General features: G+C 68.9%; 29 protein-coding genes and 1 pseudogene. 11 read left to right on the forward strand and 19 right to left on the reverse strand.

All coding sequences use genetic code 11. The annotated features are described in order from the left end of the window. Positions 1-343: 343 nt before the first annotated feature. A complete protein-coding gene (locus GNZ18_RS28495) occupies positions 344-763 on the forward strand; it encodes a RidA family protein (RefSeq protein WP_156219637.1) in 420 nt (139 codons plus the stop codon). Between the two features lie 163 nt (positions 764-926). On the opposite strand, the gene GNZ18_RS28500 is transcribed toward GNZ18_RS28495, so the two are convergent. The 17 genes from GNZ18_RS28500 to GNZ18_RS28580 form a co-directional block, all read right to left on the reverse strand. Continuing rightward, on the reverse strand, positions 927-1,514 hold the full coding sequence (locus GNZ18_RS28500) for a hypothetical protein (RefSeq protein ID WP_156219639.1): 588 nt from the start codon (positions 1,512-1,514) through the stop codon (positions 927-929). A gap of 433 nt (positions 1,515-1,947) precedes the next feature. Then, positions 1,948-2,370 (reverse strand): hypothetical protein, encoded by a 423-nt coding sequence (locus tag GNZ18_RS28505; protein WP_156219641.1) that lies wholly within the window; start codon positions 2,368-2,370, stop codon positions 1,948-1,950. 49 nt (positions 2,371-2,419) lie between these two features. Next, positions 2,420-3,121 carry a class I SAM-dependent methyltransferase gene (locus tag GNZ18_RS28510; protein WP_312874802.1) on the reverse strand — a complete coding sequence of 234 codons (702 nt, stop codon included), beginning with the start codon at positions 3,119-3,121 and terminating at the stop codon, positions 2,420-2,422. Between the two features lie 110 nt (positions 3,122-3,231). After that, entirely contained in the window at positions 3,232-4,320 is a 1,089-nt protein-coding gene (locus GNZ18_RS43305; RefSeq protein WP_156219645.1) for an SRPBCC family protein, read from the reverse strand. Positions 4,321-4,560: 240 nt separating this feature from the next. Next, on the reverse strand, positions 4,561-5,415 hold the full coding sequence (locus GNZ18_RS28520; protein WP_156219646.1) for an FAD binding domain-containing protein: 855 nt from the start codon (positions 5,413-5,415) through the stop codon (positions 4,561-4,563). Further along, positions 5,412-7,856 (reverse strand): xanthine dehydrogenase family protein molybdopterin-binding subunit, encoded by a 2,445-nt coding sequence (locus GNZ18_RS28525; protein WP_156219648.1) that lies wholly within the window; start codon positions 7,854-7,856, stop codon positions 5,412-5,414. The genes GNZ18_RS28520 and GNZ18_RS28525 overlap by 4 nt, the downstream gene beginning before the upstream one ends. After that, positions 7,853-8,344: a (2Fe-2S)-binding protein gene (locus GNZ18_RS28530; protein ID WP_156219649.1), complete on the reverse strand. Its 492-nt coding sequence runs from the start codon at positions 8,342-8,344 to the stop codon at positions 7,853-7,855. The genes GNZ18_RS28525 and GNZ18_RS28530 overlap by 4 nt, the downstream gene beginning before the upstream one ends. Positions 8,345-8,728: 384 nt before the next feature. Continuing rightward, positions 8,729-9,436, reverse strand: a complete 708-nt coding sequence (locus GNZ18_RS28535; protein WP_156219651.1) for a peptidoglycan-binding protein — start codon at positions 9,434-9,436, stop codon at positions 8,729-8,731. Next, positions 9,436-9,684, reverse strand: coding sequence for a hypothetical protein (locus GNZ18_RS28540; RefSeq protein WP_156219653.1), 249 nt, complete (start codon positions 9,682-9,684; stop codon positions 9,436-9,438). The genes GNZ18_RS28535 and GNZ18_RS28540 overlap by 1 nt, the downstream gene beginning before the upstream one ends. Positions 9,685-9,817: 133 nt before the next feature. Beyond that, positions 9,818-10,144, reverse strand: coding sequence for a hypothetical protein (locus GNZ18_RS28545; RefSeq protein ID WP_156219654.1), 327 nt, complete (start codon positions 10,142-10,144; stop codon positions 9,818-9,820). A gap of 33 nt (positions 10,145-10,177) precedes the next feature. After that, positions 10,178-11,158 carry a bile acid:sodium symporter family protein gene (locus GNZ18_RS28550; RefSeq protein ID WP_156219656.1) on the reverse strand — a complete coding sequence of 327 codons (981 nt, stop codon included), beginning with the start codon at positions 11,156-11,158 and terminating at the stop codon, positions 10,178-10,180. A 28-nt stretch (positions 11,159-11,186) separates the two neighbouring features. Beyond that, complete coding sequence (locus tag GNZ18_RS28555) at positions 11,187-12,059, reverse strand: isocitrate lyase/PEP mutase family protein (RefSeq protein WP_214618283.1); 873 nt, start codon at positions 12,057-12,059, stop codon at positions 11,187-11,189. 209 nt (positions 12,060-12,268) lie between these two features. Beyond that, a complete protein-coding gene (locus tag GNZ18_RS28560) occupies positions 12,269-13,189 on the reverse strand; it encodes a hydrogen peroxide-inducible genes activator (protein WP_156219658.1) in 921 nt (306 codons plus the stop codon). A gap of 72 nt (positions 13,190-13,261) precedes the next feature. Then, positions 13,262-15,310 (reverse strand): transglycosylase domain-containing protein, encoded by a 2,049-nt coding sequence (locus GNZ18_RS28565; RefSeq protein WP_173390913.1) that lies wholly within the window; start codon positions 15,308-15,310, stop codon positions 13,262-13,264. 689 nt (positions 15,311-15,999) lie between these two features. Further along, the gene (locus GNZ18_RS28570) at positions 16,000-16,467 is read right to left on the reverse strand and encodes an NUDIX domain-containing protein (RefSeq protein WP_312874803.1); all 468 of its coding nucleotides are present in this window, start codon (positions 16,465-16,467) and stop codon (positions 16,000-16,002) included. Further along, entirely contained in the window at positions 16,464-17,681 is a 1,218-nt protein-coding gene (locus GNZ18_RS28575; protein WP_156219662.1) for a DegT/DnrJ/EryC1/StrS family aminotransferase, read from the reverse strand. Before GNZ18_RS28575 ends, GNZ18_RS28570 begins: the two co-directional genes overlap by 4 nt. Continuing rightward, positions 17,678-18,769 carry a Gfo/Idh/MocA family protein gene (locus GNZ18_RS28580; protein WP_173390914.1) on the reverse strand — a complete coding sequence of 364 codons (1,092 nt, stop codon included), beginning with the start codon at positions 18,767-18,769 and terminating at the stop codon, positions 17,678-17,680. Before GNZ18_RS28580 ends, GNZ18_RS28575 begins: the two co-directional genes overlap by 4 nt. 170 nt (positions 18,770-18,939) lie before the next feature. On the opposite strand from GNZ18_RS28580, the gene GNZ18_RS28585 reads away from it, so the two are divergent. After that, a complete protein-coding gene (locus GNZ18_RS28585; RefSeq protein ID WP_156219666.1) occupies positions 18,940-20,469 on the forward strand; it encodes a peptide deformylase in 1,530 nt (509 codons plus the stop codon). On the opposite strand, the gene GNZ18_RS28590 is transcribed toward GNZ18_RS28585, so the two are convergent. Beyond that, positions 20,448-20,696 (reverse strand): hypothetical protein, encoded by a 249-nt coding sequence (locus tag GNZ18_RS28590; RefSeq protein WP_156219667.1) that lies wholly within the window; start codon positions 20,694-20,696, stop codon positions 20,448-20,450. The two genes, GNZ18_RS28585 and GNZ18_RS28590, sit on opposite strands and share 22 nt — an antisense overlap. Positions 20,697-20,942: 246 nt before the next feature. On the opposite strand from GNZ18_RS28590, the gene GNZ18_RS28595 reads away from it, so the two are divergent. Next, on the forward strand, positions 20,943-21,323 hold the full coding sequence (locus GNZ18_RS28595) for a hypothetical protein (RefSeq protein WP_156219669.1): 381 nt from the start codon (positions 20,943-20,945) through the stop codon (positions 21,321-21,323). A gap of 59 nt (positions 21,324-21,382) precedes the next feature. Here GNZ18_RS28595 and GNZ18_RS28600 read toward each other — a convergent pair whose 3' ends face one another. Beyond that, positions 21,383-21,580: a DUF397 domain-containing protein gene (locus tag GNZ18_RS28600; protein ID WP_156219670.1), complete on the reverse strand. Its 198-nt coding sequence runs from the start codon at positions 21,578-21,580 to the stop codon at positions 21,383-21,385. Positions 21,581-21,712: 132 nt separating this feature from the next. Here GNZ18_RS28600 and GNZ18_RS28605 point away from each other — a divergent pair, with 132 nt between their 5' ends. The 8 genes and pseudogenes from GNZ18_RS28605 (at position 21,713) to ahpD (ending at position 26,016) form a co-directional block, all read left to right on the forward strand. Continuing rightward, positions 21,713-21,970 carry a hypothetical protein gene (locus GNZ18_RS28605; protein WP_214618277.1) on the forward strand — a complete coding sequence of 86 codons (258 nt, stop codon included), beginning with the start codon at positions 21,713-21,715 and terminating at the stop codon, positions 21,968-21,970. After that, positions 21,942-22,463 (forward strand): DUF6879 family protein, encoded by a 522-nt coding sequence (locus tag GNZ18_RS28610; protein ID WP_156219672.1) that lies wholly within the window; start codon positions 21,942-21,944, stop codon positions 22,461-22,463. The genes GNZ18_RS28605 and GNZ18_RS28610 overlap by 29 nt, the downstream gene beginning before the upstream one ends. Positions 22,464-22,492: 29 nt before the next feature. Continuing rightward, positions 22,493-23,353, forward strand: coding sequence for a helix-turn-helix domain-containing protein (locus GNZ18_RS28615; RefSeq protein ID WP_156219673.1), 861 nt, complete (start codon positions 22,493-22,495; stop codon positions 23,351-23,353). 106 nt (positions 23,354-23,459) lie between these two features. Continuing rightward, positions 23,460-23,735: a hypothetical protein gene (locus GNZ18_RS28620; RefSeq protein ID WP_156219675.1), complete on the forward strand. Its 276-nt coding sequence runs from the start codon at positions 23,460-23,462 to the stop codon at positions 23,733-23,735. Then, on the forward strand, positions 23,732-24,202 hold the full coding sequence (locus GNZ18_RS28625) for an ATP-binding protein (protein ID WP_156219677.1): 471 nt from the start codon (positions 23,732-23,734) through the stop codon (positions 24,200-24,202). The genes GNZ18_RS28620 and GNZ18_RS28625 overlap by 4 nt, the downstream gene beginning before the upstream one ends. A gap of 102 nt (positions 24,203-24,304) precedes the next feature. Beyond that, positions 24,305-24,513 (forward strand): annotated as a pseudogene (locus GNZ18_RS40925) (BldC family transcriptional regulator). Between the two features lie 337 nt (positions 24,514-24,850). Continuing rightward, positions 24,851-25,405 (forward strand): peroxiredoxin, encoded by a 555-nt coding sequence (locus GNZ18_RS28635; RefSeq protein WP_214618272.1) that lies wholly within the window; start codon positions 24,851-24,853, stop codon positions 25,403-25,405. A gap of 68 nt (positions 25,406-25,473) precedes the next feature. Then, positions 25,474-26,016, forward strand: coding sequence for an alkylhydroperoxidase, AhpD family (gene ahpD, locus GNZ18_RS28640; protein WP_156219680.1), 543 nt, complete (start codon positions 25,474-25,476; stop codon positions 26,014-26,016). Positions 26,017-26,042: the final 26 nt, after the last annotated feature.

The following is a 26,042-nucleotide window of genomic DNA, read 5'->3' on the forward strand; positions in this document are numbered from 1 at the left end:
CCCTCCTGCACGCGGGCATACCTCCCACGCGCGGCGCGCTCCCCATGCGCGGCGCGCTTCTCATATGTGGGGCGGCCCTCCCGTGCGGGCGCGTCTGCGGTGTCTTCGGCGCGCTCGGGGGGTTCGCGCCGATCGTCGGCCCGGTCATGGGAGGCTTCGTACTCGCCTGCCTCATCCGGTACTGGATTTTCCTCATGAACGCGCCCATCGGCGCAACAAGCAGCGTGTGGCAATGCGATGAGGGTGCGGTTGATACGAAGGCAGCGGCTTGTGGAGACCGCTCGGGGAACCGCAGTTGATTTTCGCCCGTTTAGATACTAAGGACCATCCGAAATGGAGCGTAATGACTGACCGCGTCACCCTCGTCCGCAACCAGCGCCTCGCCCAGGTCGTCGAATACGCCTACGCGGCGACCGCGTCCCTTCCCTCGACACGGGCCATCTGGACGGCCGGAGCGTGCCCACTCGACAGCGACGGCGCCACCGTGGCCGTCGGCGACTACGCAGGCCAGGCCCACCAGGTGATGCGCAACCTCCAGGAGGCCCTGCGCGGCGCCGGCGCGACACTGAGCGACGTTGTGAAGACCACCGTGTACGTCGCCTCCTCCAAGCAGGAAGACCTCGTTCAGGCTTGGCGGGTCGTCCGCGAGTACATGGGCGACCATGATGCCCCCAGCACGCTCCTCGGTGTCGCGACACTCGGCTATGACGACCAACTCGTCGAGGTCGAGGCCGTCGCCGTGATCGACGATTCGCACAGTTGAGCCGACCTGCGCACACTCGTCCGAAAGCTGTCTCGGACTCCCTCGGGCGCGCCGCCGTTGGGCAGGCGCTCGACCTGCGGCCGGATCACCGTTCCGGAGATGACCGGCGGCGGGACGGGAAGGTCCGCATACAGCGCTCCGTGAGCCAGCCAACTGTCGGCGGCTATTTGCGGGTGGTTTCTACCTCGGGAAGCGGGTTCGCCGTGTAAAGGCTCGCGCCCGTACCGATGCCGCCCCTGGACTCGTTGGTCACCTTGGGGTCGATGAGGCGAAGGATCCCGGTACACGAGGTGGGGCCGTCGAGTTGCGCGGTCAAGGTGATCGAGTCGGTGGGCACGCTGAGGTCGTAGAACCGGACCTCGTGGGAGAGAGGGAACCGTCCGCGTTTGTCGTGCAACCGCCAGGTGAGCCGGGCTTCGGAGGCGCAGGCCATGTCGGACTGAAAGTCGAGGTGGCCGTCGAAGAAGTACTCGGGACCGGCGTGAAAGATGCGTTCGGACCAGGTCCTTTTCAGATGTGGCACGGTAAAGATGGAAACCACGGCATTTCCTGCGGACAGCCGGTAGGCGAGCGCCTTGCCGGCGTGGTGACGGTTACCCGACTTGGGCACCGAGACCTGCCAGGGCGTGACTCCGGCGGAGAGCCGGGTCGAGGTGATCGCCTTCTTTTCGGAGTGGACCATCGGATCGACCACCCCAAAGGCAATAATTCCCCCGACCAGCATCACGATGGCGCACACGACGAGCGCCACGACTGTGCCCAAAAAGATCCGCTCGGTACTAGAGAAAGCGATGGAGGACCGCTCGGCGGCGCTCCCAGGATCCGGCGGCCGTGGCGCGGATGCCGCGCTCAGTGGCGTAGGGCCGCGGCCATCACGGCTCCTCTCGGACACGACCGGCCCTCCGAACGATGCAGCTGGCGACGGCAGAGCTGTCGACCAAGATATGACGCCCGGCCGACCGTGCGAGCTTCCCGCGCCGCCAGGTTCCCGCTACCCACGCTGCGGTCCTGCTGATGGCATCGCGTATCAAGGCGCCCTCCGCGCTGACGCCGGTGGGAGGCGTAGCCGGCCCAGGATCTCCCGGCCGGGAGGGCGCGTTCAGCGGTGTAGGCCATGGGCCCCAACGGCTGGTTCACCAGGGAGGCGGCGCCCGCCTCCGGCGCAGGCTGGACGGCCCCGGGCTTCAGACGTCCCGGCGAGCAGGTCGATCGGACGGGGGCAGGCGCTCCAGGGCGCCGTCGATGAGGTCCCAGCCGTTGATCTCGGCTGTTCCGGCGGACGCGAAGTCGTGTCCGCCCGCCAGAGCTTCGTCCAGCAGGGCACGGACGACACCGGGGCGATGCAGGTTGAGGTAGGCGCGGTCGCTGGTTCGCAGCACTCCGCCGTCGTGGAACATGCCGTCGTTGACGATGCGGCCCGGTCCTTCGTGGAAGACGATGAACAACCGGCCAGGCGCCCCCTCCTGCCGCAGGCTCAGGACCTCTCGGCAGCCGTCGCAGCGCGGACGGCCTTCCTCGTCCCGGTAGCGCTTGTGACGGTGGCCCGCACCCCATCTATAGGTGAGCGACCCGACGAGGAGGCGGCGGACGGGACGGTTTCGGGCCATGTCGGACGAACATAGCCGGTGTCCGAATGGTCCGCGCGACCCGAGCGCGTCAACCGGGGCGGTGGGCGCGGGCGAACAGGCAGGTGCCGGGCCAGGTCGCGATGGGGAGGCGGCGTTCGAGCGCCGCCGCCAGGCGTAGGGCTTCGTTGGTGAACGGGTGGAGCGGTGCCAGGTCCTCGTAGTGCGCGCTGCGATGGCGGAGCAGGCGCAGCGGGGGACGGAGCAGGACGCCGCGGCTCCAGACCCGGTCGAGGAGCAGACCGGCGCCGTCCAGCAGGTCGACCAGTGCGCGGCGCGTGTAGCGGCGGACGCGGCCGAGGGACACGTCGTGCGCGGACCACAGCGCCATGTCGCACGGGACGGAGAGCAGCACCGTCCCACCGGGACGCAGCACGCGTGTGATCTCGGCGGCGGCACGCGCGTCGTCCTCGATGTGCTCCAGGACGTCCATCGCCAGCGCCATGTCGTAGCGCTCGGAGGGGAGCGGCAGGTAGCGCGCGTCTCCCTCGTACGCTTCGACGCCGTGGGCGCGTGCCAGTGCCACGGCCACGGGGTTGAGGTCGATCGCCGTGGCCTGCCAGCCGTGCGCGGCGAGTTCCTTGGAGTTGCCGCCCGCTCCGGCGCCGATGTCGACGGCGTCCCCGGGGACGCTGTACCGCAGCAACTCCCTGGACAGGATCGCGCGGCGTTCGCGGTACCACCAGTTGTCGTTCTCGATCCGCGCGACCCGCTGGAGTTCGATGGTGTCCACGGCACAAGCCGACGCCATCAGGGTGCCTTCGGGCCATCGTCGCCGCCGCCCGCGGAGGGATCGTTGACGCTGCCTTGACCCCTCCGGGGCGCTGCCGACGCTCGGCGCGTTCAGCGGGACTTGCGGCGGCGGGCCAGGAAGCGGACGGCCAGGAAGAGGGCGACCCCGGCGCCCAGCACCGGGGCGGCGCGCTTCGCCAGCGAGGGGCCTGCGAACTCCAGCAGGTCGATCGCGTCGTCCACGGGTTGGGCGCGGGTGGCCTCGGCCGCGTGCCGTCCACGGGACGCCGCCGCTTCGGGGACCTCCGCCTCGGAGGGCTTGGACGGCGCGGCCTTCGCGCTCACCTCCGACTCCGGCTCGGCGGACGGCTTGGTGTCGGACTCTCCAGACTTCTCGCCCTCGGGCTTCGGAGACGCGGAGGCTTCGGGCGCCGAGGACGCTTCCGCCTCGCTGGCGCTCTCCGCCTTCGCGGTCGCGTCGGCCGTCGCAGCCGCGTCTGGTTCTGCGGCCGCGTCCGGTTTGCCGGCACCAGCCAACTTCGCGGCCACGGCCGGCTTTGCGGCCGCGTCCGATTTTGCGGGCGCGTCCGGCTTCGCGGTCGCCTCCGGTTTGGCGGTCGCGTCCGGCTTCGCGGGCGCGTCTGGCTTTGCGGTTGTGTCCGGTTTTGGGGTCGTGGCCGTGGACGGTTCGGGGGTCGTCGTTGGCTTTGTTGGGGGCTTGGGCTCTGCTTTGGTGGGGGTGGTCGGCGCGGCGCCGGGGGACTCCAGTTCGGCGGCCAGGGCCTTCGCGAAGCGGGCGACGATCTTGGAGCCGACCTCGGACAGGATGTTGCGGCCGAACTGCGCCGGGCGGCCGGTCACGTTGAGCTTGGTCTGGACGGTCACGCGGGTCGTGCCGTCCTCCTCGTGGAGTTGCGCCTGAATGGTGGCGGACGCGGTGCCCGAACCGCGCGCCTCCTTGGCGGCGGCCTCCAGCGTGACCGAGCGGGACGCCTCGTCGGCCGAGACGATGCGGGCGGTGCCGCGATAGGTGATGGTCATCGCGCCGACCTTCACCTTCAGGCGTCCGGTGTACTCCTCGCCCTCCGTCGAGTCGAGGGTCGCGCCCGGCATGCAGGCGGCGACGCGTTCCACGTCCAGCAGAACCGGCCAGGCCTGGTCCACCGGCACGGGGACGGTGAAATCGTGGTCTAGTTCCATGATCGCAGTCCTTCTCGTCCGGAGACCTTGCTCGCGACCTTACGACCGCCGCCGGGGGCGCCGCCAGTCGGGGGACACGCGGCCCCGCCCCGGCGCGTCCGGGCCTCGTTACATGATCATGTTCGCATCGTCCCGGCCATGCTCCCGACGACCCGCCCAGGTACCGCAGTCTCGGGCTTCGCGGCGTCACACCGCACCCGCGCCCGCCCTGTCCCGGACGCGGGCGCGGGTGCGGCATGGTCAGGAGGCGGCCGCCGCCAACGCCCGGGCGGTGAGGACGGTCGCCAGATGCCGTCGGTATTCAGATGAACCATGCAGGTCGGCGGGCGGCTCGGCACCGTCCGCGGCGTGCTCGGCAGCCGAACGGAACGCCGCCTCGGAAACGGCGCCGCCCGCGACGGCACGCTCGACCTCGGACGCGCGCACAGGCGTGGAACCCATGTTGGTGAGCGCGATCCTGGCTTCCCCGACCGTACCGTTCTCGCGGCGGACGGCGCAGGCCACGCCCACGATCGCCCATGCCTGGGCCGTCCGGTGGAACTTCTCGTAGTGCGCGCCCCAGCCCGCGCCCAGCTTGGGGATCCGTACGCTGAGCAGCAGCTCGTCGGGCTCCATCGCGGACGTCATCCAGTCCACGAAGAAGTCCGCGGCCGGGATCTCCCGCTCGCCCCGCACGGAGCGCACGAGGAACACCGCGTCCAGCGCGAGCGCCACGGCGGGCAGGTCTCCGGCCGGGTCGGCGTGCGCGAGCGACCCGCCGAACGTCCCCCGATGCCGGACGGCCGGATCGGCGACCGTCTCCGTCGCCCGCGCGATCAGCGGGGCGAACTCGCGGACCAGCGGGTCCCGGACGACCTGGTGGTGCGTGGCCATCGCGCCGATCATGAGCGTGTCGCCCTCGTCGCGGATCTCGCGCAAGGGGTCGACGCGGTCGAGGTCGATCAGCGAGTCGGGGTAGGCGAGGCGGAGCCGCAGCAGCGGCATGAGGCTCTGCCCGCCGGCGAGGATCTTGGCGTCCTCGCCCGCGTCCGCCAGCGCGGTGACCGCCTCGTCCACCGTGCCCGGACGGACGTAGTCGAACGTCGCGGGGATCATCGGGTGCCTCCCTCGGAGCCGAGACCGCCGCCCGCACCGGGTGCGGTGCCGCCGGGCGGCGCCCCGGAGCCGCCCGTTCCTGAACCGGAGCGCAGCGCGCGCCACACGCGTTCGGGTGTGCACGGCATCGCGACGTCGTGGACGCCGTACGGCCGCAGCGCGTCCACGATCGCGTTGACGACCGCCGGGGTCGAGGCGATCGTGCCCGCCTCGCCGACGCCCTTCACGCCGAGCGGGTTGGACGTCGCCGGGGTCTCGGTGCGTCCGGTGATGAAGTGGGGCAGATCCGCCGCCGACGGGACCAGGTAGTCGGCCATCGTGGTCGTCGTCAGGTTCCCCTCGGCGTCGTAGACGGCCTCCTCGTAGAGCGCCTGGGCGATGCCCTGCGCGAGGCCGCCGTGCACCTGGCCCTCGACGATCAGCGGGTTCACGACCTTGCCGACGTCGTCGACCGCGACATAGCGGTGGATCCGCACCATCCCGGTCTCGGTGTCGACCTCGGCGGCGCACAGGTGCGTGCCGTGCGGGAAGGAGAAGTTCTCCGGGTCGAAGGTGGCGTCGGAGTCCAGGGACGGTTCGAGGCCGTCCGGCAGGTCGTGCGCGGTGAACGCGGCGGACGCGATCTCCTGGATGGTCCGGCCCTCCTCGGGGACGCCGCGGACGCTGAACCGTCCGCCGTCGAAGTCGAGGTCGGTCTCGGCGGCCTCCAGCAGGTGCGCGGCGACGCGGCGGGCCTTGTCCACGACCTTGTCGCAGGCCGAGGACAGGGCGATGCCTCCGACGGCGAGCGACCGCGAACCGTAGGTGTCCATGCCCTTGGGCGACACGGCGGTGTCACCGTGCAGGACCTTCACGTCCTCGAACGGGACGCCGAGCCGGTCGGCGGTGATCTGCGCCCACGCCGTCTCGTGGCCCTGCCCGTGCGGGGACGTGCCGGTGACGACCTCGACCTTCCCGGACGGCAGCACCCGCACCGCCGCGTGCTCCCATCCTCCGGCGCCGTAGGACAGCGAGCCCAGCACCCGGGACGGCGCGATGCCGCACATCTCGGTGAACGTGGACACGCCGATGCCGAGCTGCACCGGATCGCGCCGCTCGCGCCGCGCCGCCTGCTCCGCGCGCAACGCGTCGTAGTCGAACAGCCCGAGCGCCTTCTCCGTCGCCGACTCGTAGTCGCCGGAGTCGTAGGTGAGGCCCGCGACCGTCTCGTAGGGGAACTCCTCGTGCCCGATCCAGTTGCGGCGCCGCACCTCGATGGGGTCGAGGTCCAGTTCGGCGGCCAGTTCGTCCATCAGCCGCTCGATCGCGTAGGTGGCCTCGGGACGGCCCGCGCCCCGGTAGGCGTCGGTCGGCGTCTTGGTGGTGAACACGCCCGAGCAGGTGAAGGAGTAGGCGTCCATCTTGTAGATGCCGTTGAACATGAACGCGCCGAGCAGCGGGATGCCGGGCGTGACGAGCATCAGGTAGGCGCCCATGTCGGCGAGCAGGTCCACCTTCAGGCCGCGGATCCGGCCGTCCCGCTCGGCGGCGAGCGTGAGCCGCTGGATCTGGTCGCGGCCGTGGTGGACGGTCATGTTGCCCTCGCTGCGCGACTCCGTCCACTTGACGGGACGGCCGAGCCGCCGCGCGAGCAGCAGCGCGATGACCTCCTCCCCGTACACCTGGAGCTTGGACCCGAACCCGCCGCCGACGTCCGGCGCGACGACCCGGAGCCGGTGCTCGGGGATGCCGGTGACCGTCGCGAGCATCAGCCGCAGGATGTGCGGGATCTGCGTGGAGGAGTACAGCGTGAACTCCTCGCCCTCCGGAACGCACAGCACCGCGCGCGGCTCCATCGCGGACGGGATCAGCCGCTGCTGGACGTACCGGCGCTCCAGGACGACCGGCGCGTCCCGCAGCGCCGCGTCCAGGTCGCCGTTCTCGAACACCCACGTGTAGGACTTGTTCGTCCCGAGGCCGGTGTGGACGAGGTCGGCGCCCTCGGCCAGCGCGTCCTCCATGTCGGTGACGGCGGGCAGCGGCTCGTAGTCGACGTCGATCTCCTCCAGCGCGTCGATCGCCGCGTACCGGTCGCGGGCGACGACGCAGGCCACGGGCTCGCCGACGTAGCGGACCTCCGCCACCGCCATCGGCGGGTGGTCCGGGTGTTTCATGTCTTCGGTGACGACCCAGGCGCAAGGCAGCGCGCCCTGCTCGTCCGCGATGTCGGAGCCGCTGAGTACGGTGACCACACCGGGATGCTCGCGCGCCGGCGAGGTGTCGACGCGGGTGATGCGGGCGTGCGCGTGGGGGCTGCGCAGGAACGCGACGTGCAGCGTCCCGGCGGGGGTGATGTTGTCGGTCCAGCGCGTCCGTCCGGTGACGAGGCGGGCGTCCTCGCTGCGCTTGCGCGGCGCGCCGACCTCCTTCGCCGCCGCGGGGCCCTCGGCGGTGGCGGTCATGGCGCCACCTCCCGCTCCGACGGCTCGCGCATCTCCCCGGCCGCCCGCCGGACGGCCCGGACGATGTTCTGGTAGCCCGTGCAGCGGCACAGGTTGCCCTCCAGCCCGTCCCGGATCTCCTCCTCGGACGGGTCCGCGTTCTCCCGCAGCAGGTCGATGGACGCCATGATCATGCCGGGGGTGCAGTAGCCGCACTGGAGCGCGTGCTCCTCGTGGAACGCGCGCTGCATCGGGTGCTCGGTGCCGTTCAGCCCCAGGCCCTCGACGGTCGTGACATCACGCCCGTCGGCCTGGACGGCGAGGACCGAGCAGCTCTTCACGCTCACCCCGTCCATCAGGACGGTGCAGGCTCCGCAGTTGCTGGTGTCGCACCCGACGGGGGTGCCGACCTTGCCCAGCCGGTCGCGCAGGTAGTGGACGAGCAGGACTCGCGGCTCGACGTCGTCCTCATACGTCGCGCCATCGACATCGACACGGATACGTGGCATGCGTTCTCCCAGGGACGTCTCGGGGTTGGCTGGAGAGGGACGTCCTCGGGCGGTGCGCGCTGGTCGGGCCACGTCATCGGCCACCTCGTCATCGGCCACCTCCGCGAAAGGCGACCTAACGAACGTATGCCGAGGTTGAAGTGTGTACCAGTCCCCGGCGCCGTTTGTTTACCCGGGGGTTGCGTACTTTATTTGGAATCCCGCCCGACCTCGCGCGGCCCACACGCCACAACCACGGCGCCACCGGAACAACACCAGCGGCGCGGCGGCACAGGCACGGCGGCACAGGCACGGCGGCGGCCACGGCTTCGAAGGCAGCGCGCCCCGCCCCGGTGCGGTGGCGCCGCACCGGGGCAGGTCACGCGGGCTCCAGGAGCGCGGGATTCAGTTCACGCGGAGCAGGACGGGCCAGGTCTTCTGGCCGACGACGCCGTCGGAGGGGATCCCGCCCCACTTCTGGACGGCCTTCACCGCCTTCTCGGTCGCGTCGTCGAACTTGCCGGTCATCTTGATCTCGGGGTGGCTGCGGGCGAGCAGCAGCGCCTGCACGCTCTGTACGTGTTCGCCCGTGGCGCCCTTGGCGAGTTGCGGCAGTTTCTTCACCATGTCCTCCGTCCAGTTGCCTCCGCCGTAGGCGGGGCGTCCGTATCCGGCGATGACGTCCGACGCGCGTACGCGGCGTTTGCACGCGTTCGCGGTGTTGGCCTCGATGGTCTGGACCCGTCCTCCGCCGAGGGCCTTCTCGACGATCCCGACGTGGTCGATGGCGCCGACCGAGTTGGAGGCGCCCCAGTCGAAGAAGACGATGTCACCGGGCTTGGCCCGGTTGACCTCGGCCGTGGTGCCGACGTGCCAGCGCCCGACCTTCTGGAAGTCCTGGGCGTGCCAGACCGTGTAGGCGCGGTCGCCGCCCGGGAGGACGGCCGCCGCGTTGCCGCTGTGCCTGGCCCAGAACGTGATGGCCATGTCGCACCACGAGGCGTCGAGGAACTCGTCGCCGTGCCGGGACGCGTACTCCCGCGTGATCCTGTTCGGCCGTCCGGCCATCCCGAGGCACCTGCGGGCCTCGGCCAGCATCTGCGCCGCGCCCATCAGCCGTCCTCCGCCGGGACGTCGTCCCCCGAGCCGTCCCCGGTGTCACCCTCTGTGTCACCCTCCGCGTCGCCCTCCGCCGAGGTGTCGCCCTCCGCGCGGAAGACGCCCTCGGCGTCGGGCTCGCCGTAGAGCTGGCGGAGGACCGCCTCTTCGTCGGCCTCGGTGGCCCGATCGACATCGGGATGAACATCGACTTTGCCCATATGGGCCAGTTCGCTCGCGTCCGTTCCTGTCTGGGGGGTCACTACTCCTCCGTATGGTCGGCGGTGGCCGTCCCGCTACGTGGGCGACCTCCGACCGACAGTAATGGGTCTCCCCATTAGACATCCGGAATTCGCCCTAAATCACTCATGGCGTGGTAACAACCTGCTACCTGGATCATTCATCCTGTGACTCCTCGGGGGCCACGTGGGTGAATGTGCCGTCGAAAGGGCCGCTGGACGATCCGGGCGACATGCCGCTCGACGAGCCGGCGACCTCGTTGATGATGTCGCTGCCCGGGCTCCCGTTCCCCTTGGCGAGGTTGAGGGAGCGGTCGACCTCCAGGAGGCTGTCGTTCCCCGCGTCCTCCCCGCTGTTGTGGACGTTGTAGAGGTTGACGTTGAGGTCGCGCATCACGGGGGCGGGTTCCGCGGACGCGGTTCCGGCCGTCCCGATGCCGATGACGCATGCGGCGGCGACGGTGACGAAGACTCTGACCAGCATGGCTTCCTTCCAAGCGAGAAGACGGGTGGGGGGTCAGGCGGTGGCCTCGGCCGGTTCACGGCCGTGCGCCGGCCGGGTGGCGTAGCGCTGGGCGAGCCACGAGCACACCAGCAGTTGGAACTGGTGGTAGAGCATCAGCGGCAGCACCGCCGTGCTCACGCTCGCCTCGGCGAAAAGGACGGTCGCCATGGGCAGCCCGCTCGCCAGGCTTTTCTGCGAGCCGCAGAAAAGGACGGCGATGCGATCGGCGTCGTCGAAATTCGCGAGGCGTGAAAGCAGACCGGCGGCGCCCAATGCGACGGCCAGCAGCCCGACGGTGACGAGTGCCAGGACGCCGAGTTCCGGGGGCGCCAGTTCGTCCCAGACGCCGCTGGCCACCCCCTGGCTGAACGCCGTGTAGACGACCAGCAGGATCACGCCCCGGTCATAGAGCGAAAGCGGTTTGCGGCGGGCCCGCACCTGGTCGCCGATCCAGCGCTGGGCGGCCTGGCCGAGCAGGAAGGGCAGCAGCAGCCGCAGCGTGATGTCGCCGATCGAGCCGAGCGAGAACCCGCCCTCGACCGAGATCAGCGCCGCCGCCATCAGCGGCGTGAGCACGACCCCGACCAGGTTCGACAGCGAGGCGCTGCAGATCGCGCCCGCCTCGTTGCCGCCCGCGATCGAGGTGAGGGTGATTGAGGACTGCACCGTGGACGGCAGCACGCACAGGAAGACCACACCCGTGGAAAGCGGATCGTCCAGGAAAAGGGAGCACGCGATCCCGAGCACGGGGAACACCGCGAACGTCACCGACGATATCGCCGCGTGCAGCCGCCAGTGGCGCAGGCCGCGCAGCGCCTCGGCGGTGGAGAGGCGGGCTCCGTAGAAGAAGAACAGAAGGGTGATGGCGACCGTCCCCGCGTGATGGAGAACACGGCTCGCGTCTCCACCGGCGGGGAACACCGCGGCGATTCCCACAGTGCAGAGAATCGCCGCGATGTAGGGGTCGATATGCAGACGCGTCAGCACGCGCATGTGATCGCCCGCTCCGAGGAACTGCGGATCAGCTCGACGATCCCGCCAGTTGCCGATCGACCTCGGAATGGTTCCGGCTGATGTTGCGCTCCAGCAGCGCGATCGACTCCTTGACGCCGACGCTTCCGGCGGTGGCCTCGGGGAGCCGTCCGTCGTCGCCCTTGAGCCGGCGGAGCGCGTCCTCCATCGCGGTCTGCGCCGCGAACAGGCACGGCGTGCTGTAGATCGCGACGTTCACCCCGAGATCGGCGAGTTCGGGGAGCGAGACGCGCGGCGACTTGCCGCCCGCGATCTGGTTGAACAGCAGCGGCTTGTCGCCGATGACCTCGCGGACCCGGCGGATCCACTCGACGCTGCGGACGCCGTCGACGAGGATGACGTCGGCCTTGGTCGCGGCCAGCGCCTCGGCCCGCCGGAGGATCTCCTTCTCGTCGCCGGCGTCGGTGCGGGCGACGACGACGAGGTCCTTGCGGGTGCGCAGGACGAGGTCGAGCTTCTCCAGGTACTCCTCCAGCGGCAGGATCCGCTTGCCCTCCACGTGCCCGCAGCGGCGGGGGCGCTGCTGGTCTTCGAGGATGACGCCGGACGCGCCGATGAGTTCGAGCTGCTCGACGACATGGCAGGCGACCTCGGGGTCGACGTAGCCGTCGTCGATGTCGACCAGCAGGTGCTTGCCCGGGAAGGCGAGCCGGAGCCGCTGCACGAACGCGACCATGTCCGGCCAGGCGATGAAGCCGATGTCGGGCAGCCCGTAATAGGACGCGGCGAACCCGAAGCCGGAAACGAACAGGCCATTGTAGTGCTGGGCGGCGACGGAGGCGGAGAACATGTCGAACACGCCGATGAGGGGCGTGACGCCTTTCGAGTGGATCTCGCGTCGCAGCTCGTCTCCGTATTTCACGTACCACTCCTTGATCTTGTGTACCGGGGGAGGGCGCCCGACCGGGGGCGCCCGTACCAAGAATTGATCACGGAATTTACCCTCATTCCGTGACAGGAACAGTTACTCATCCATGCCGTATAGAAGCGGTAAGCACTGGGTATACTTCACGCAAAATCGGACTCTGAACCGTCCAACTTGATCGCCAATTTACCGATTTATGGCGAGGACTAGTGGGTACGAATTTCCTCGGTGGCGGCGTGGACGGTGGCGGCCAGCGCCGCGAACTCGTCCGCGCGCGGGGAGGTGGAGCGAAACCCGAGCCCGATTCGGCGGAACGGCGCCGGGGACGCGAACCTGTGCAGCGACAGGTTCGGCGCCCGCCGCGTCTCCACCGGCAGAGCGGTCTCGGGGACGAGCGTCACGCCGAGCCCGCCCGAGACCAACTGCACGAGCGTGGCGAGGCTCGTCGCATATGTCGCGGCCGCCGCGCGCGCCCCGACCTCGCGGCACACGTCCAATGCCTGGTCGCGCAGGCAGTGCCCCTCATTGAGCAAAAGCACGTCGAGGTCGCTCAGCGCCTCGCGGGAAACGCCCCCCGGCGTGTCCTCCACGTCATACGACGATGGCGTCACCAGCACGAAATCCTCGTCATAAAGGACCAGTTCGGTCACGCCCGAAACGGGGACGGGAAGGGCGAGCAGCACCACGTCCAGCCGTCCGGCGAGCAGTTCGGCGACGATCTGGTCCGTCTGCTCCTCGTGCACGGAGAGTTCCAGCTCGGGAAACTCCTCCGCCAGCCGCGGCAGGACGATCGGCAGCAGGTAAGGCGCGACGGTGGGAATCACTCCGACCCGCAACGGCCCGACGAGCGGCCCGCGAACGGCGTGGACCTCCTCGACCATCCGGTCCAGTTCCGCGAGCACCCGCTCGGCGCGCCGCGCCACCCGCTCCCCCGCCGGGGTCAGCAGCACCTTGCGCGTCGTCCGCTCGACGAGCCGCGTGTCGAGGGTCTCCTCCAGCGCCGCGACCGACCCCGACAACGCCGGCTGGCTCATGCGCAACGCGGCGGCGGCGTCCCGGAAATGCAGGTGTTCGGCGAGCGCCAGAAACGCCCGCAACTGCGCCACCGTGGGCCTACCGACAGCCATCCAGAACCCCCGCGCACGACACTACCGGACGCCCGCCGATCGCCCCTGTTTCGGTCGTCCCCGGCCCTTATCTCAGTTCGGCTGCTTGCAGGCGGGCTTCGGGCGGTCGGACGGCTCGCACAGTCGCCGGAGCCTGGGGTCGGCGGACGGTGTCGCTGTGGGTTCGGCGGTCGGCGCCGGTGAGGTCTTGGTCGCGGTGGGCGGTGCCGGCGAAGGCGTGGCGGCGGGTTCGGTCGCCCAGTCCTTGGTCTGGCCGGTGAACAGGGGCTCCTGGAACGGTTCGTTCGGCATGTCCCGGGTGGCCTTGCCCATGAACGAGCGCCAGATATCCGCCGGAGCCGTCTCTCCGGAGACCGTGCCGTGCTGTTCCGCCAGACCTTTCAGTGGCGCGCCGCTGGTGTCGGTCATCATCACCGCCGTCGACAGCCGCGGAACATAGCCGACGAACCATGCCGCGCGGTTGCGGTCCGAGGTGCCCGTCTTACCGGCGACCTCTCGTCCGGGCAGGGCCGCGCGTTGTCCGGTTCCCGAGCGGACGGTCTCCCGGAGCGCGTAGGTCACCTGGGCGGCCTGCTCGCCGGTGAGCACGCGGCGCCCGCGCTTCCGCCAGGGCAGCGGGACCTCCTTGCCCCGCGCGTCGACGATCTTCGTGATGACATGCGGGCGGACGGTCAGACCTCCGTTGGCGAACGTGGCGTATCCCGCCGCCTGGACCGCAGCGGAGACGTTGGCGGTGCCCAGCGCGACACCGACCTGGCCCTTGAACGGCGCGAGCGCGGAATGCGGGACGCCGAGATCCTCGGCGGTGCGCATGACGTTGGGGAGCCCGGCCTCGAACGCCAGCTTGACGTAGCCGGTGTTGACCGAGAGGGCCGTCGCCTTGGCCAGGTCGATGGTGCCGAGCGAGCCGATGCTCTCGTCGTTGGACACCAGATAGCCGGGGGCGGTCATCGGGGTCAACTGCCCGTCCGGCGCGAACTTCCGCGGCGAGACACCGCTCACCAGCGACCGGACGTTGTAGCCGCGCCGCAGCGCCGCCGCCAGCACGTAGGGCTTGAAAGTGGAGGCGGCCTGCGCCACCGGGTTGAAGACGCCGTCGTACTGGCTGCGTTTGGGATCGCCGCCGTAGAACGCCTTCACCGCTCCGTCCCGCGGATCCACCGCGATCAGTCCGGTCCGGACCGTTCCGGGCCAGCGGGGTTCGCCCGCGTCCCGCATCGCCTCCTCGGCGTAGCGCATCCAGCGCTGGTCCAGGCTCGTGTAGATCTTCAGGCGCCCGTTCACCACGCTCTCGATCGGCACGGAGAGTTCGCGCAGCTCGTCCAGAACGCGCTGCCGGACCATCAGGGTCTGGCCGGAGACGCTCACGCCCTGCCATTCGTCCCGGGTCCGGGGGAAGCGCTCCCGGTCGGCCTGCGCGCGGGTCAGCTTGCCCAGGGACACCATCCCGTCGATCACGTACCGCCATCGGGCCCGCAGAGCCCGTGCGGGCGGGTCGTCCCCCTGGCTGTGGAAGTACGCGGGTCGCTGGATCATCGCGGCGAGCAGCGCCGCCTGGGACACCGACAGGTCCCAGACGTCGCGGTCGAAGTACGCCCGCGCCGCCGCCTGGACCCCGGACGCCTGGCGGCCGAAGTAGACGGTGTTGAGGTAGAGGGTGAGGATCTCCTGCTTGCTGCGGTGCTCGTCCAGCTTGAGCGCGACGAAGATCTCCTTGAACTTCCGGTCGAGCGACCGCTTCCGGCTGAGGCCCTTGAAGTAGTTGCGGGCCAGTTGCTGGGTGATCGTCGAACCGCCCTGCGACCCGCCGCCGGACGCGCCCTTCGCCACGGCCCGGACCATGCCCACGGGCGAGATGCCATGCCCTCCGTAGAAGCCGCGGTCCTCGGCGGCGATGACGGCCCACCGCACGTGCTCCGGGATCTGGTCGTACCGGACGCCCTCGCGGTTGGCGCCGAGACGGAACGCGGGCGTGCGGCCGTCGGCGTAGTAGACCGCCGTCCCTTCGTCCGTCACGCCGTCCTGCGGTTCGGTCGGCAATGGCGTGCGCACGTACGCGACGACGACCGTCACGACCAGCAGGAGGCAGAACGCGAGGCAGCCGCAGAGAACACCGCGCACCCAGCGGTACAGCCTCGGCCACCTCCTCCGTAGAGCGCCCCACCCTCGAAAGGCCTGGAGGAGTTTCCGGAGATGGCGGCGGTGGGCGGGCACGGGACGACGATGGGACGGTGTCCGGCGACGCATTCAACCTCATTCGACGTGGGTGTACGGAAATCGGCCGCCACCCAAGGTCGCCACGCGCCGGAGTCCTCACGGCACGTCAGAGAACACGCAAGACCAATGCGAAATCGTCAAAGGCCGACCGGGTGACGCTGCGGAAAAACGCAGCCAAAATCGGTACATGCCACGTCTGTGGCCGGTGGTACCACCGGGACCGGATCCGCGAAGGCGCATCGGCCCGGCGGAGTTCGCTCCACCGTTGATCAACTCAATCACGGCAGAACAGACCCCACAACCGCTTTGCGCAAATCCCCACCCCACCAGGCCACCGCACACGCAAGGCCCACCCACACCTGAAAGCCCGCACCCCTGGTCAGAGCACGATCACCTGGACGCGCCTCCCGATGTCGCCAAGTGACCGAGCCCACACAACGAGACCTCGAATCCTCTCCACCCCGAACGCCGATAGGCCCCTTCAGAGAACGCGGTCCCCCTGCTTGTTGCTCTACCGACGAGACAGCGCCCGTTTGTAGTCGCGCTGGACAGGGTCAGCCTCCATGCGCCGCGCGCGACACCTCCATCACGTCCTATAGGACGGCTGCGCCCCAGTCGCGAATCGTCTGCGCGGTCTCGTCAGTGAGATCAGAGTCGTCCACGTCCGCGGAAGCGAGCCACCGATAGCCGGTGTGCTCGGCCGACAGTATGATCGGCCGCTCATAGTGAGCGATGCCGAAGGTGTATTGCCGAGCCTTGCGTCCGGACCCGGACACGTAATCAAAATTTGTGACGAAGCCGGGGTCCAGAACGAACGGCCCGGTCCAGCCGATCTCTTCGCCAAGTTCCCGGCGCAGCGCGGTGAGGAGGTCCTCGCCGGGCTCGACGCCGCCGGACGGCAGTTCCTCGATGCCGGGCATGAACGCGTCGTCCCCCGAACGGCGCAGGACGAGTATCTCCCCGCCGCGATGGACGACGGCGCCCACCACAAGCTTCTGTACCCCGTCACGCTCCGCATCAGCGATCAAACGTCGCAGGTCTATCCCCGAGGTGGTGGTCACCGAGCGAGCCTAGCCGGGTCGGCGGATGACGTGACGGTGGCGAGGGACTCTCTCAACGCGTCGATCGCGGTGTCAAGGTATTCCTGCCCGGCTGGGCCGTCGTCGGTGGGTACGGCGATTCGCAGGGAGTTGGCGGCCAGGCGCTCGGCTACCTGCGGGTCTGATCGAATGTAGGCGGCCCGGTAGTTGGTGACCGGGGATCTGGGCGCCGTGAAGATCGGGTAGGTGTGCAGAGGCCGCATCGAGTCACATGTGGTGATCTCGCGATACCTCTGCTGGGCGAGCACGCGAAGCAGATCGTCACGAGTAAAGCCGGCAGTTGCCGGTTTGATGGTGAACACGAAGGCATAGAAGGTCGCGACCCGGTCGGCGCCGACGGGAGTGAGTACATCGATGCCGGGGACCCCGGCCAGCAGGTGCACCAACCGTGCGGCGTGGCGTCGCCGCACGGCCAGCCAGCCGTCCAGACGCCGCAGGTACACCTCGGCCATGGCAACCCCGAGCGGATGAGCACGGTACTTGAGCCCAAGGCCGGTTTCGGCGAACCGGTACAGCGGTGATTCCGCCCGCACCCCGGCCAAGGCCCGCTTGTTGAAATGTCCGAGGAGGGTGGCCTTCTCGTACACCTCCTGATGTGGAGTGGTCAGGATGCCGCCTTCGCCGGCGGTGATGGTCTTGCGTCCTTGCAGGCTCCAGCATGCGGCGTCGGCGAGTTCACCGACACTGACCCCCTCACGGACGGCGCCGTGAGCGTGCGAGCAGTCCTCCACCATCATCAGGCCGCGCGCGTCGCACCAGGCCCGTAGCCGTCGGCAGTTCTGCGGATTGCCCCACATATGCGTCACCACCACCGCCTTGGTGCGGTCGTTGACCAGTTCCGCAGCCCGGTCCAGGTCAAGCTCGCCCTGCTCGTCGACATCGGCCAGCACTGGGACCGCACCCAGTTGCAGCAGCGGGGTCGCGGTGGCGAAGAACGTGTAGTCCTGCACGATCACCTCGTCACCCGGACCGAGGCCGAGAGCGTAGTAGGCCGAGTGCAGCGCCGCGGTGCCCGAGGAGGTCAGCAGGCCGTACGGGCTGTGGTGACGGGCGGCGAAGGCGTCCTCGAACCGGGCGATGACGCCTGACCGGTCATAGAGCGAGATGTCGGTGTGCAGTTGCCGAGTGACGGCGGCGGAGACCTCCGCGTCGATCGGCGGCCAGGAAAGCGTCATGACGTGACGCCTTCCAGCGTCGGGGAGGCACCGGAGGCGGGGGACGTTGGGGCGCAGGCGACCGCGATGGGACGATGAAGCCGCACCGAGGTGAAGGCGGCCTCCATGAGCGCGGTCGCGGCGATCCCGGCCTGTGCCTCCATGGCAGTGACCGACCTATCACCGAGGGTCCTGGTGTGATGGCGCAGCATCGCCGCCCACGGGTCGTCCTCGACCGCAGTGAGTTCCACGCATCGGGCCGATCCGCCGGGAACGGCGGTGACCTGGAGCAGGGCTCGGTCCGCGGACACGGTGATCCGGCCGTGCTCGGCGACCAGGTCGACCTCGTCAGCACGTCCCTCGCAGCGGGACAGGTAGACGCTGCCCGCGCAGCCGTCGGTGTGCGTGATCGTCAGGTGGGCACTCTCCTCCACCTCGACGGGTGGACGGTGTGCCGGTGAGGCCGCGGTGACCGCGTACACCGTAGCGGGATGGGCGTGGTGGCGCTCGTAGCGGTCGGCGGTGTGCCTCACGGAGTACCGACCGGTGAGACGGCTGATCAGGTCGAACGCGTGATAGCCGAGGTCGCAGATCGCTCCCCCGCCAGCGCGGTCGGCCGAGGCTCGCCAGGTGCCGGTGTAGTCGCCGGTAGGCCGGGTGATGCGGATCCGGTACGACAGCAGCCGCCCCCATGCCGCCAACCGGTCGGCAGCGATCTGCAGGAGCTGCCCGTGCGGGCGGTGAGCCAGCACCCGCACGTCGCGACCGGTGAGTTGGACGGCGTGCTCCAGGCTGAGAGCGTAGGGCTTCTCCTTCCACACCGCGATGCCATCGTCGGCCAAGCGCAGCGTCAACTCCTGGTGGAGGTCGTGCGGGCAGGCCAACACAGCGACCTCGTACGGCCCAGCGTCCAAAGCCTTGTCCACGTCGGGGAACACCGGGACGACGGACGGCAGGTGCCCGGCGGCCGCAAGCTCGGCGACGCGGGCCGTGGTGGTCGGGTCGGGGTCACAGATCGCCGCGACCTGCAGCGCAGGCCCGGCGCGGCGCAACGCGGGCAGCAGCACGCTGGTCATGCGCTGGCCGGCGCCGACGATCAGGAGCCGCATCTGTCGACCACCCCTTGGCGCGTTGGTGGAGATATTGCTGGTCATCGAGGACCTCCTCAGATTGCCGTCACAGGAGAGGAGATCTGTGATGGCCTCGGTGAAGCCATGCTGAGACGCCTTCATTCATGGTTCATTCACGCCTTCACCGGGATTGGAGGGAGGATCGGGCCATGGCCACCCAAGAGCCCGACGAGTACCCCGTCGGCGAAACCGTGCAGGGCGCGGCGTCGTTCGGCGCGGCCCTGACCCTGTGGCGTGAGCACCGTAGGACGTCCAAGAAGAAGCTGGCCGCCGCGATGGGTTTCGACCCCTCCTACATCAGCCATGTGGAAGCCGGAAGACACGCGGCCGGCGAGGAGTTCGCGCGCAAGGCCGAGAGCGTCCTGAACGCGGGCGGCGCGTTGTGGCGGGCTTGGAGGACCGAGGGGACGGTACGAGCCCCGGGGGCCGCGGTCGTCGAAGGCTTGGTTGTGGACGAGGATCACGCCCGTCTGCACTATGACGGGCGGCTGTACCGCCCTACCCAGCGCCGCCGACTGTTCAATGGCGGCGCCGAGCCGGTCACCCGGTACCTGATGCGGATCAGCGTCGACCGCTACCCCGGCCAGCCTGAGCGCTCCAACGCCCTGTATCGGGCCCGGCCGCTCACCTTTGACGAGCTCGCGCTGACCGCCAGCTGCGACGGCGAGCCGATGAACTGGACGCCGAAGCAGGACCGCGACTCCTTCAAGGAAGCATGGCTGTGCCTGGAGAACGAGCGGGGCCGGTTCCCGCTCTACCCCGGGCAGCGGGCTCTGCTGGAATACGGGTACGCCGTCGATGACCAGCGTTGGGGCCTGTGGTTCCAGCGGGCCGTGCGGCTCCCGACTCGGCACCTGTCGGTCGAGTTGGTCTTTCCCGCAGCCCTCGATCCGATGGTCTGGGGCACTGAGACCTCCACCACCGCTGAGGCCGTGCCACTGCGCACCCCGATCATCCGCAGCGTCACCACGATTCCCGACGAGGTGGGTGAGCAGGTGGTGTTCTCCTGGGCCACCGACGATCCACCGGTGGGTGCTCGCTACCGGCTTGAATGGCGTTTCCGTGCCCGCGACGGCGACGGCGACGGCGACGGCGACGCCGACCAGCCCCGCCCTGAACTGCGCACTGCCAGTGACCGTATGAAGGCCGCCGGCATCGTCCAGCATGGCGACCCCATCCTGTCCAGGGCCGCACGGCTTTTCGACCTGCCCGCCGAGGCCGAGGCGGCGAGCGACGTCCTGGACCGATTGTTCGCCGCGATGCAGCGAGTCCGCGAGCACCATGTGTTCGGCAAGGGGATGGGGCTGGCCGCCCCGCAGATCGGCATCAGCCGCGCCGCCGCGATCGTCCAACCTCCGGACCCCGACACCGAACCGCTCGTGCTCCTCAACCCCCGCGTGATCGGCTCGTCGGCCGAAACCGACGAGCAGTACGAAGGCTGCCTGAGCTTCTTCGACGTGCGTGGTCTGGTCCCTCGACCGCTGCGGCTGGAGGTCGAGCACACCCGCCTGGACGGACAGCGAAGCATCATCGTCCTGGACACCGGTCTCGCCCGCTTGGCGGGACATGAGATCGACCACCTATACGGACGGCTCTACACCCACCGCATGCGCGACGGCGTCGAACCCATCCCCGTCGAGCAGTATCGAGGCACTGGTCAGGCGTGGTCGTACAGGTGAGGCGACGCCCGAACGGCGTGCGGGGAGCTTTTCATTCCGGCCACCATCTGGGTTCCCGTTGAGGGCACCAGTTGGTACAGGCCGTTGCGGCACGCGGGCGACCCGGCCGGGTGGCGAGCGGGGGTCGAGTCGGACCGTTCGGTGATCATCCAGGTGGACGACGGTGCCACCGATCGCGGGGGATGGCCGACCAACTCAAGCAGCGCGCCGCGCATGCCGATGTCCACCAGGCGGCTCCCCCAGGACATCATCCGGGCGACCGACGAGCGATGGGCGGCGGCGGGGAGGCCGGAAGCGTCCCGGTACGGAGTCACGGTGACCCCGGAAACCCAAACCATCTGGCTCGACACCCCTACCAACCCGCAGAGCGAGGGCATGTCCTAGAGCTGACCCGGGGGATAGCCCCATGGTGAGGGCTGGAGGGGGACTCTAACGTCGCGCTGGTGGGCGGCATGGCGACAAGTGGAGGACTCATGAGTTCGCTTACCGCGCGCGACAAGGCGCCTTGGACTGTGACGGCGGCGATCGCGGGGACGTTCGTCCTGCTCGCGGCCCACGTGTTCGCGCTGGTCTATCCGCCGCATGTGCCCGCGGACTTATTCCACGTGGTGTGGGGCACCGCCTTCTGCGGGCTGGCCGTGCTGCTCAGGCGCCCGCGCAACTGGGCCCGGGTGTGGCTGACCGCGCTCATCGCGATTCAGTTCGTGGGCAAGGGCGTGGTGTTCGTCCTGGAAGACCGCACCGGAGTGCTCGTACTGATCGTGGTCGGCTGGACGGTGATGATCGCAGTGCTGGCCTTGCTCTGGGTCCCGCCCTCCGGCCGGTTCTTCGGAAGCGCACCGAGGACGAGCTGACCGAGATCCCTGCCTGAACAAGAGGGGCCTCGACTCATGTCGGGGCCCCTCTTGGGCGACTACAGATCGTGGTTGCCGGACTTGATCCGGTCGAGAAGGCACGCGAGGGCGTCACGGCTGATGCTGAGGTGGGGGGCTTGCGGGGCCTTGCTGTCCCGGAACCGGATCAAGCCACCCAGCGAGGCCAGTTCGACGCAGTCTTGCCCCTCGGTGTAGCTGGAGGTACGCCACCGCGCCTCTGCGACCTGCTCAGTCATGGACTCCCTCTCGTGATGTTGTCTGGTTGCGATAGGTCAAAGTAGCGGCAGCGCTCCCTTGACCGTTGCACAGATCAGAGCGATGTTGCCTCTTGAGGCGCAACTACGCGCAACATTCGGCAGGAGGTCCCGATGGCCGGTCTACGGTTGGTGGCGATCGATCCGGATACGGACGGCGCTCATTGCCCGGCTCTGATCATGGAGGGGACCGGCGACCTCCTGTTCCAGGGAACGCATGTGACGTCGGAGGCCGAACTGTCGGCGGTGGACGGCCTGAGCCCCATCGGTCCAGGCGAGGTCGTGATCCGCATCCCCGCCCGAATGCGGAATGTCCTGTTGAGAGCACTGATGGAGGAAGTTCATGCGGACCCTGGAACTGAGAGGCTTTGACGAGCTGATCGGCGATTGCAGGACGCGAGCGCTCCACCTGGAAATGCGGGACGCCTATGTTCCGTCCGACCCTTCTTTCCGGGCATTCACCGGAGAAGGGCCGGCCTACGACCGAACCCGGCGAGAAGCCGACTGGCACACCCTGATCGCTCCTGCCATAGCCAGGGGTGTGTCGGTACGACGAGCGCGCATCGTATCCGAGCCTGTCACGCCGTACGTAATGTTCGAGCACGCCGTCACGGAGTCGATGAATCTGGCAGCAGGAGAGGAGGTTCGCTGGCTCCCTCGCCGGTACACCAGCGACCTGGCGTTGCCCGGAAATGACTTCTGGCTGTTCGATGACGGCCTTGTTCGCTTTCACCACTTTGCTGGCGACGGGGAGCACATCGAGGACGAGCTGACCGATGACCCTGATGCGGTCAAGCTATGCGCGTCGGCCTTCGAAGCCGTGTGGGAGCGGGCCATCGACCACCACGAGTACCGGATCAGCTAACGCCCCCGAAGCCGGGGTAGGTCGCTGCCATGCCATCGTCGCCCTCGCCGTCCTCCAGTGTCCAACGTGCACGTCAGTCACTCGCGGACAGGCTCCGCGAGCTTCGCCAAGCCGCCGAGTTGTCAGGGACGGACCTCGCCGCCGCCGTCGGCTGGCACAAGAGCAAGGTCAGTCGCATCGAGAAGGCCGTGCAACCGGTCACCCAGGCCGATATCCGGGCATGGTGCGACGCCTGCAATGCCCAGGAGCAGGCGGACGACCTCACAGCATCGCTTCGGGCCGCCGAGGGCGGCTACGTCGAGTGGAGGCGTTTGGAACCAACGGGGCTGCGGAAGCTACAGGAGTCCTACGTCCCGCTGTACGAGCAAACCCGGTGGATGCGTGTCTACCAGCCCCACGTCATCCCTGGCCTGTTCCAAACCGCCGGGTACGCGCGGGCCTTGCTGGGCGCCATCACCGAGTTTCGCAACATACCCAACGACGTCGAAGCCGCAGTAGAGGCAAGACTAGGTAGGCGTCGTGTCCTGACGACGGGCGGCCATACGTTCGTGTTCCTGATCGAACAATGCGTCCTCGACTACCGGATTGGCGAACCCGAGGTGATGGCCGACCAGCTCCGCCATTTGTTGCAGGACATGTCCCTGCCATCGGTTTCTGTGGGCATCATCCCAGCGGACGCACCTCGCCCGATGTGGGCCACCGAAGGATTCACCGTCTACGACACCTCGCAAGTCCAGATCGAACTCCTCACGGCCAACGTCACCGTCAGCGTGCCGAGCGAGCTGAACACCTACTTCAAGGCCTTCGACGAGCTGTCCGCACTCGCCGTCTACGGCTCGGCGGCCCGCGAGTTGGTCGCCGCGTCCCTGAGAGCACTCGGAGCCGGCTGAAGCACAACTGCGGCGCAACAGCGCGCAACGTCATGGACCAGCGCCTCAACGATGGGTCAGTGTCTCATCACACAGAGTCGCCGACACGAAGCCGGAGGTAGTGGCCATGTCCCTCAGCAGCCACCGCAGCAGCGACATTCCGCACATTGATGCGGCTGATCCACTTCCGGGTGCCGGAGAGCGGGTGGGGCGCTGGGCGGAGCCTTATCAGCGGGCTGAAACGGAAATGTGGGTGGTCCACCTTCGGCTTCCCGAGTTGCTGGGGGATGACGTCCGTCTGGTGGACACTCTCACTGCTACTAACAGGGAAACCCTCTCTGCGCTAATGGAGCAGCAGGACGCTCTGGCCGCCGATGCCGGGCTGCGGGTGAGTGAGACATGACCGCGCGGCTGAGTGGGCGACGGGTCGCGGCGCAGGCTTCTTCGCTTCCGGCGGTGCGGCACAAGGTGGCCAGTACGCCGAGTGTGCTGCCGGATGTGCGGTGTCTGGTGCGGGCGGCGGCGGTGGGCTACGGCATCGAGGGCGAGACGGCCGAGGATGCTGTGCTTGTTGCCAGTGAGTTGGTCACCAACGCCATTCGGGCGAGTGCGTGGCCGATTGCTTTGCGGATGTTCGTGTCCAAGGACGGGTTCCACATCGAGGTCCACGACTTCTCCAGGAAGAAGCCCAGGAAGAGCGAACCCGATCTGACGATGCCGTCTGAGCCGGTGCCCGATGACGCACCCGATCCGCATGGGTGGGGCATGGGCATCGTGGAGACCCTGTCCCGGCGCCATGGCGTGCGGATTGAGCGCGGCGGCAAGACCGTGTGGGCCGTGCTGCGCATCGCCTCTGGCCGACGTCCCTGAACTCCTCCGGGCACACCGCGTCCGCTATCGGCGGCTGGGGAGTCGGCCTGGCGGAGGCCCCGCCGGTGTGCCCGGAGGTCCAACCCCCCTAAGGAGACCTCCATGCCACGACAGACACCTGAATACGAAGTCCTACTGACTCCGGCGGAGGTGGCCACCATGTTCCGGGTGGACGCCAAGACCGTCACGCGGTGGGCGAAGCTGGAGAAGATCCCCTACGTCTGGACGCTGGGGGGTCACCGGCGCTACCCCGAAAGGCCGTCCGCGCGCTGCTCGCGCAGGGGGCTACGCAGCGCGAGGTTCAGGCGTAGGGAAGGTGGCCTGATCGGCGTTGTTAGGGGGTGGAGGCGGCAGACGGTATGGTTACGGCGGGTTAGTGGCGCCTTGGGCGTTCTTGGTGTGATCTACATCTACTCATCCCGGGCCCTTGCGGGCCGCGTGACGGCTTCTTCGCAGGTCAGTGGGCCTTGGCGGGCGCTGATAGGCGCTTCCTATCGATCTCTTGGGATAGATCGATTTCTCTTTTCATGGGGGCTGCGGCACGCTGAGTGACATCAGCCGCCGGCCCCCGCCAGCGCCTGGCGGCCTCCCATCACCTTTTTCTGCCTCGGGTCAGAGGCAGTTCATCTCGTAGACGAAGGAGCCTGCGTGCTTACTGTCGGTGACCAGTTCCCCGAGTACGAACTGACCGCCTGCGTCTCGCTGGACCCGGACAACGCGTTCGAGACGATCAACCACAAGACCTACGAGGGCAAGTGGCGCGTCGTCTTTTTTTGGCCGAAAGACTTTACTTTCATCTGCCCGACTGAAATCGCCGAGTTCGGGCGGCTGAACGAGGACTTCGCCGACCGCGACGCGCAGGTGCTCGGCGCGTCCATCGACAACGAGTTCGTCCACTTCGCGTGGCGCAAGGACCACCCCGACCTGCGCGAGCTGCCGTTCCCGATGCTCTCGGACCTGAACCGTGAGCTGGTCGAGGCGCTCGGCATCCTCACCGAGGACGGCGTGGCGCAGCGGGCGACGTTCATCGTCGACCCGAACAACGAGATCCAGTTCTCCATGGTGACCGCCGGCTCCGTCGGCCGGAACGTCACCGAGGTGCTGCGGGTCCTCGACGCCCTCCAGAGCGACGAGCTGTGCCCCTGCAACTGGAACAAGGGCGAGGACACCCTCGACGCCACCAAGCTGCTGGCCGGGGTCTGACCCTGCCGACGGTACGGCCGGCCGCGCCCGCCGCGGCCGGCCGTTTCTGATCGAGAGGACGCATGATCATGAGCGTTGACGCGCTGAAGTCCGCCCTTCCCGGGTACGCCAAGGACACCAAGCTCAACCTGGGCTCGCTGACCTCCACCTCGCAGCTCACCGACCAGCAGCTGTGGGGGACGGTCCTCGCCTGCGCGTTCGCCACGCGCAGCGCCGTCGTCCTGCGGGAGCTGGCCGAGGACGCGGCCGACCACCTGTCGGCGGAGGCGTTCGAGGCGGCCAAGGGGGCCGCGTCGATCATGGCGATGAACAACGTCTACTACCGCGCGACCCACCTCATCGGCGACGACGCCTACGCGACGCTGCCCGCCAAGCTCCGGATGTCGATCATCGGCAGGCCCGGGGTGGACAAGCTCGACTTCGAGCTGTGGTGCCTCGCGGTGTCGGCGGTCAACGGCTGCGGCCGGTGCCTGGAGTCGCACGAGAAGGTGCTGCGCGACGGTGGGCTGTCGCGCGAGCTGATCCAGGAGGCGCTGCGCCTGGCCGCGGTGGTCAACGCGACCGCCGCCACGCTGGACGCCGAGGCCGTGCTGGCCCCCGCCGGGGTGTGAGCGACGACGAAGGCCCGGACGCTCGC

The sequence above is a fragment of the Actinomadura litoris genome (assembly GCF_009733595.1).
GTDB lineage: Bacteria > Actinomycetota > Actinomycetes > Streptosporangiales > Streptosporangiaceae > Spirillospora > Spirillospora litoris.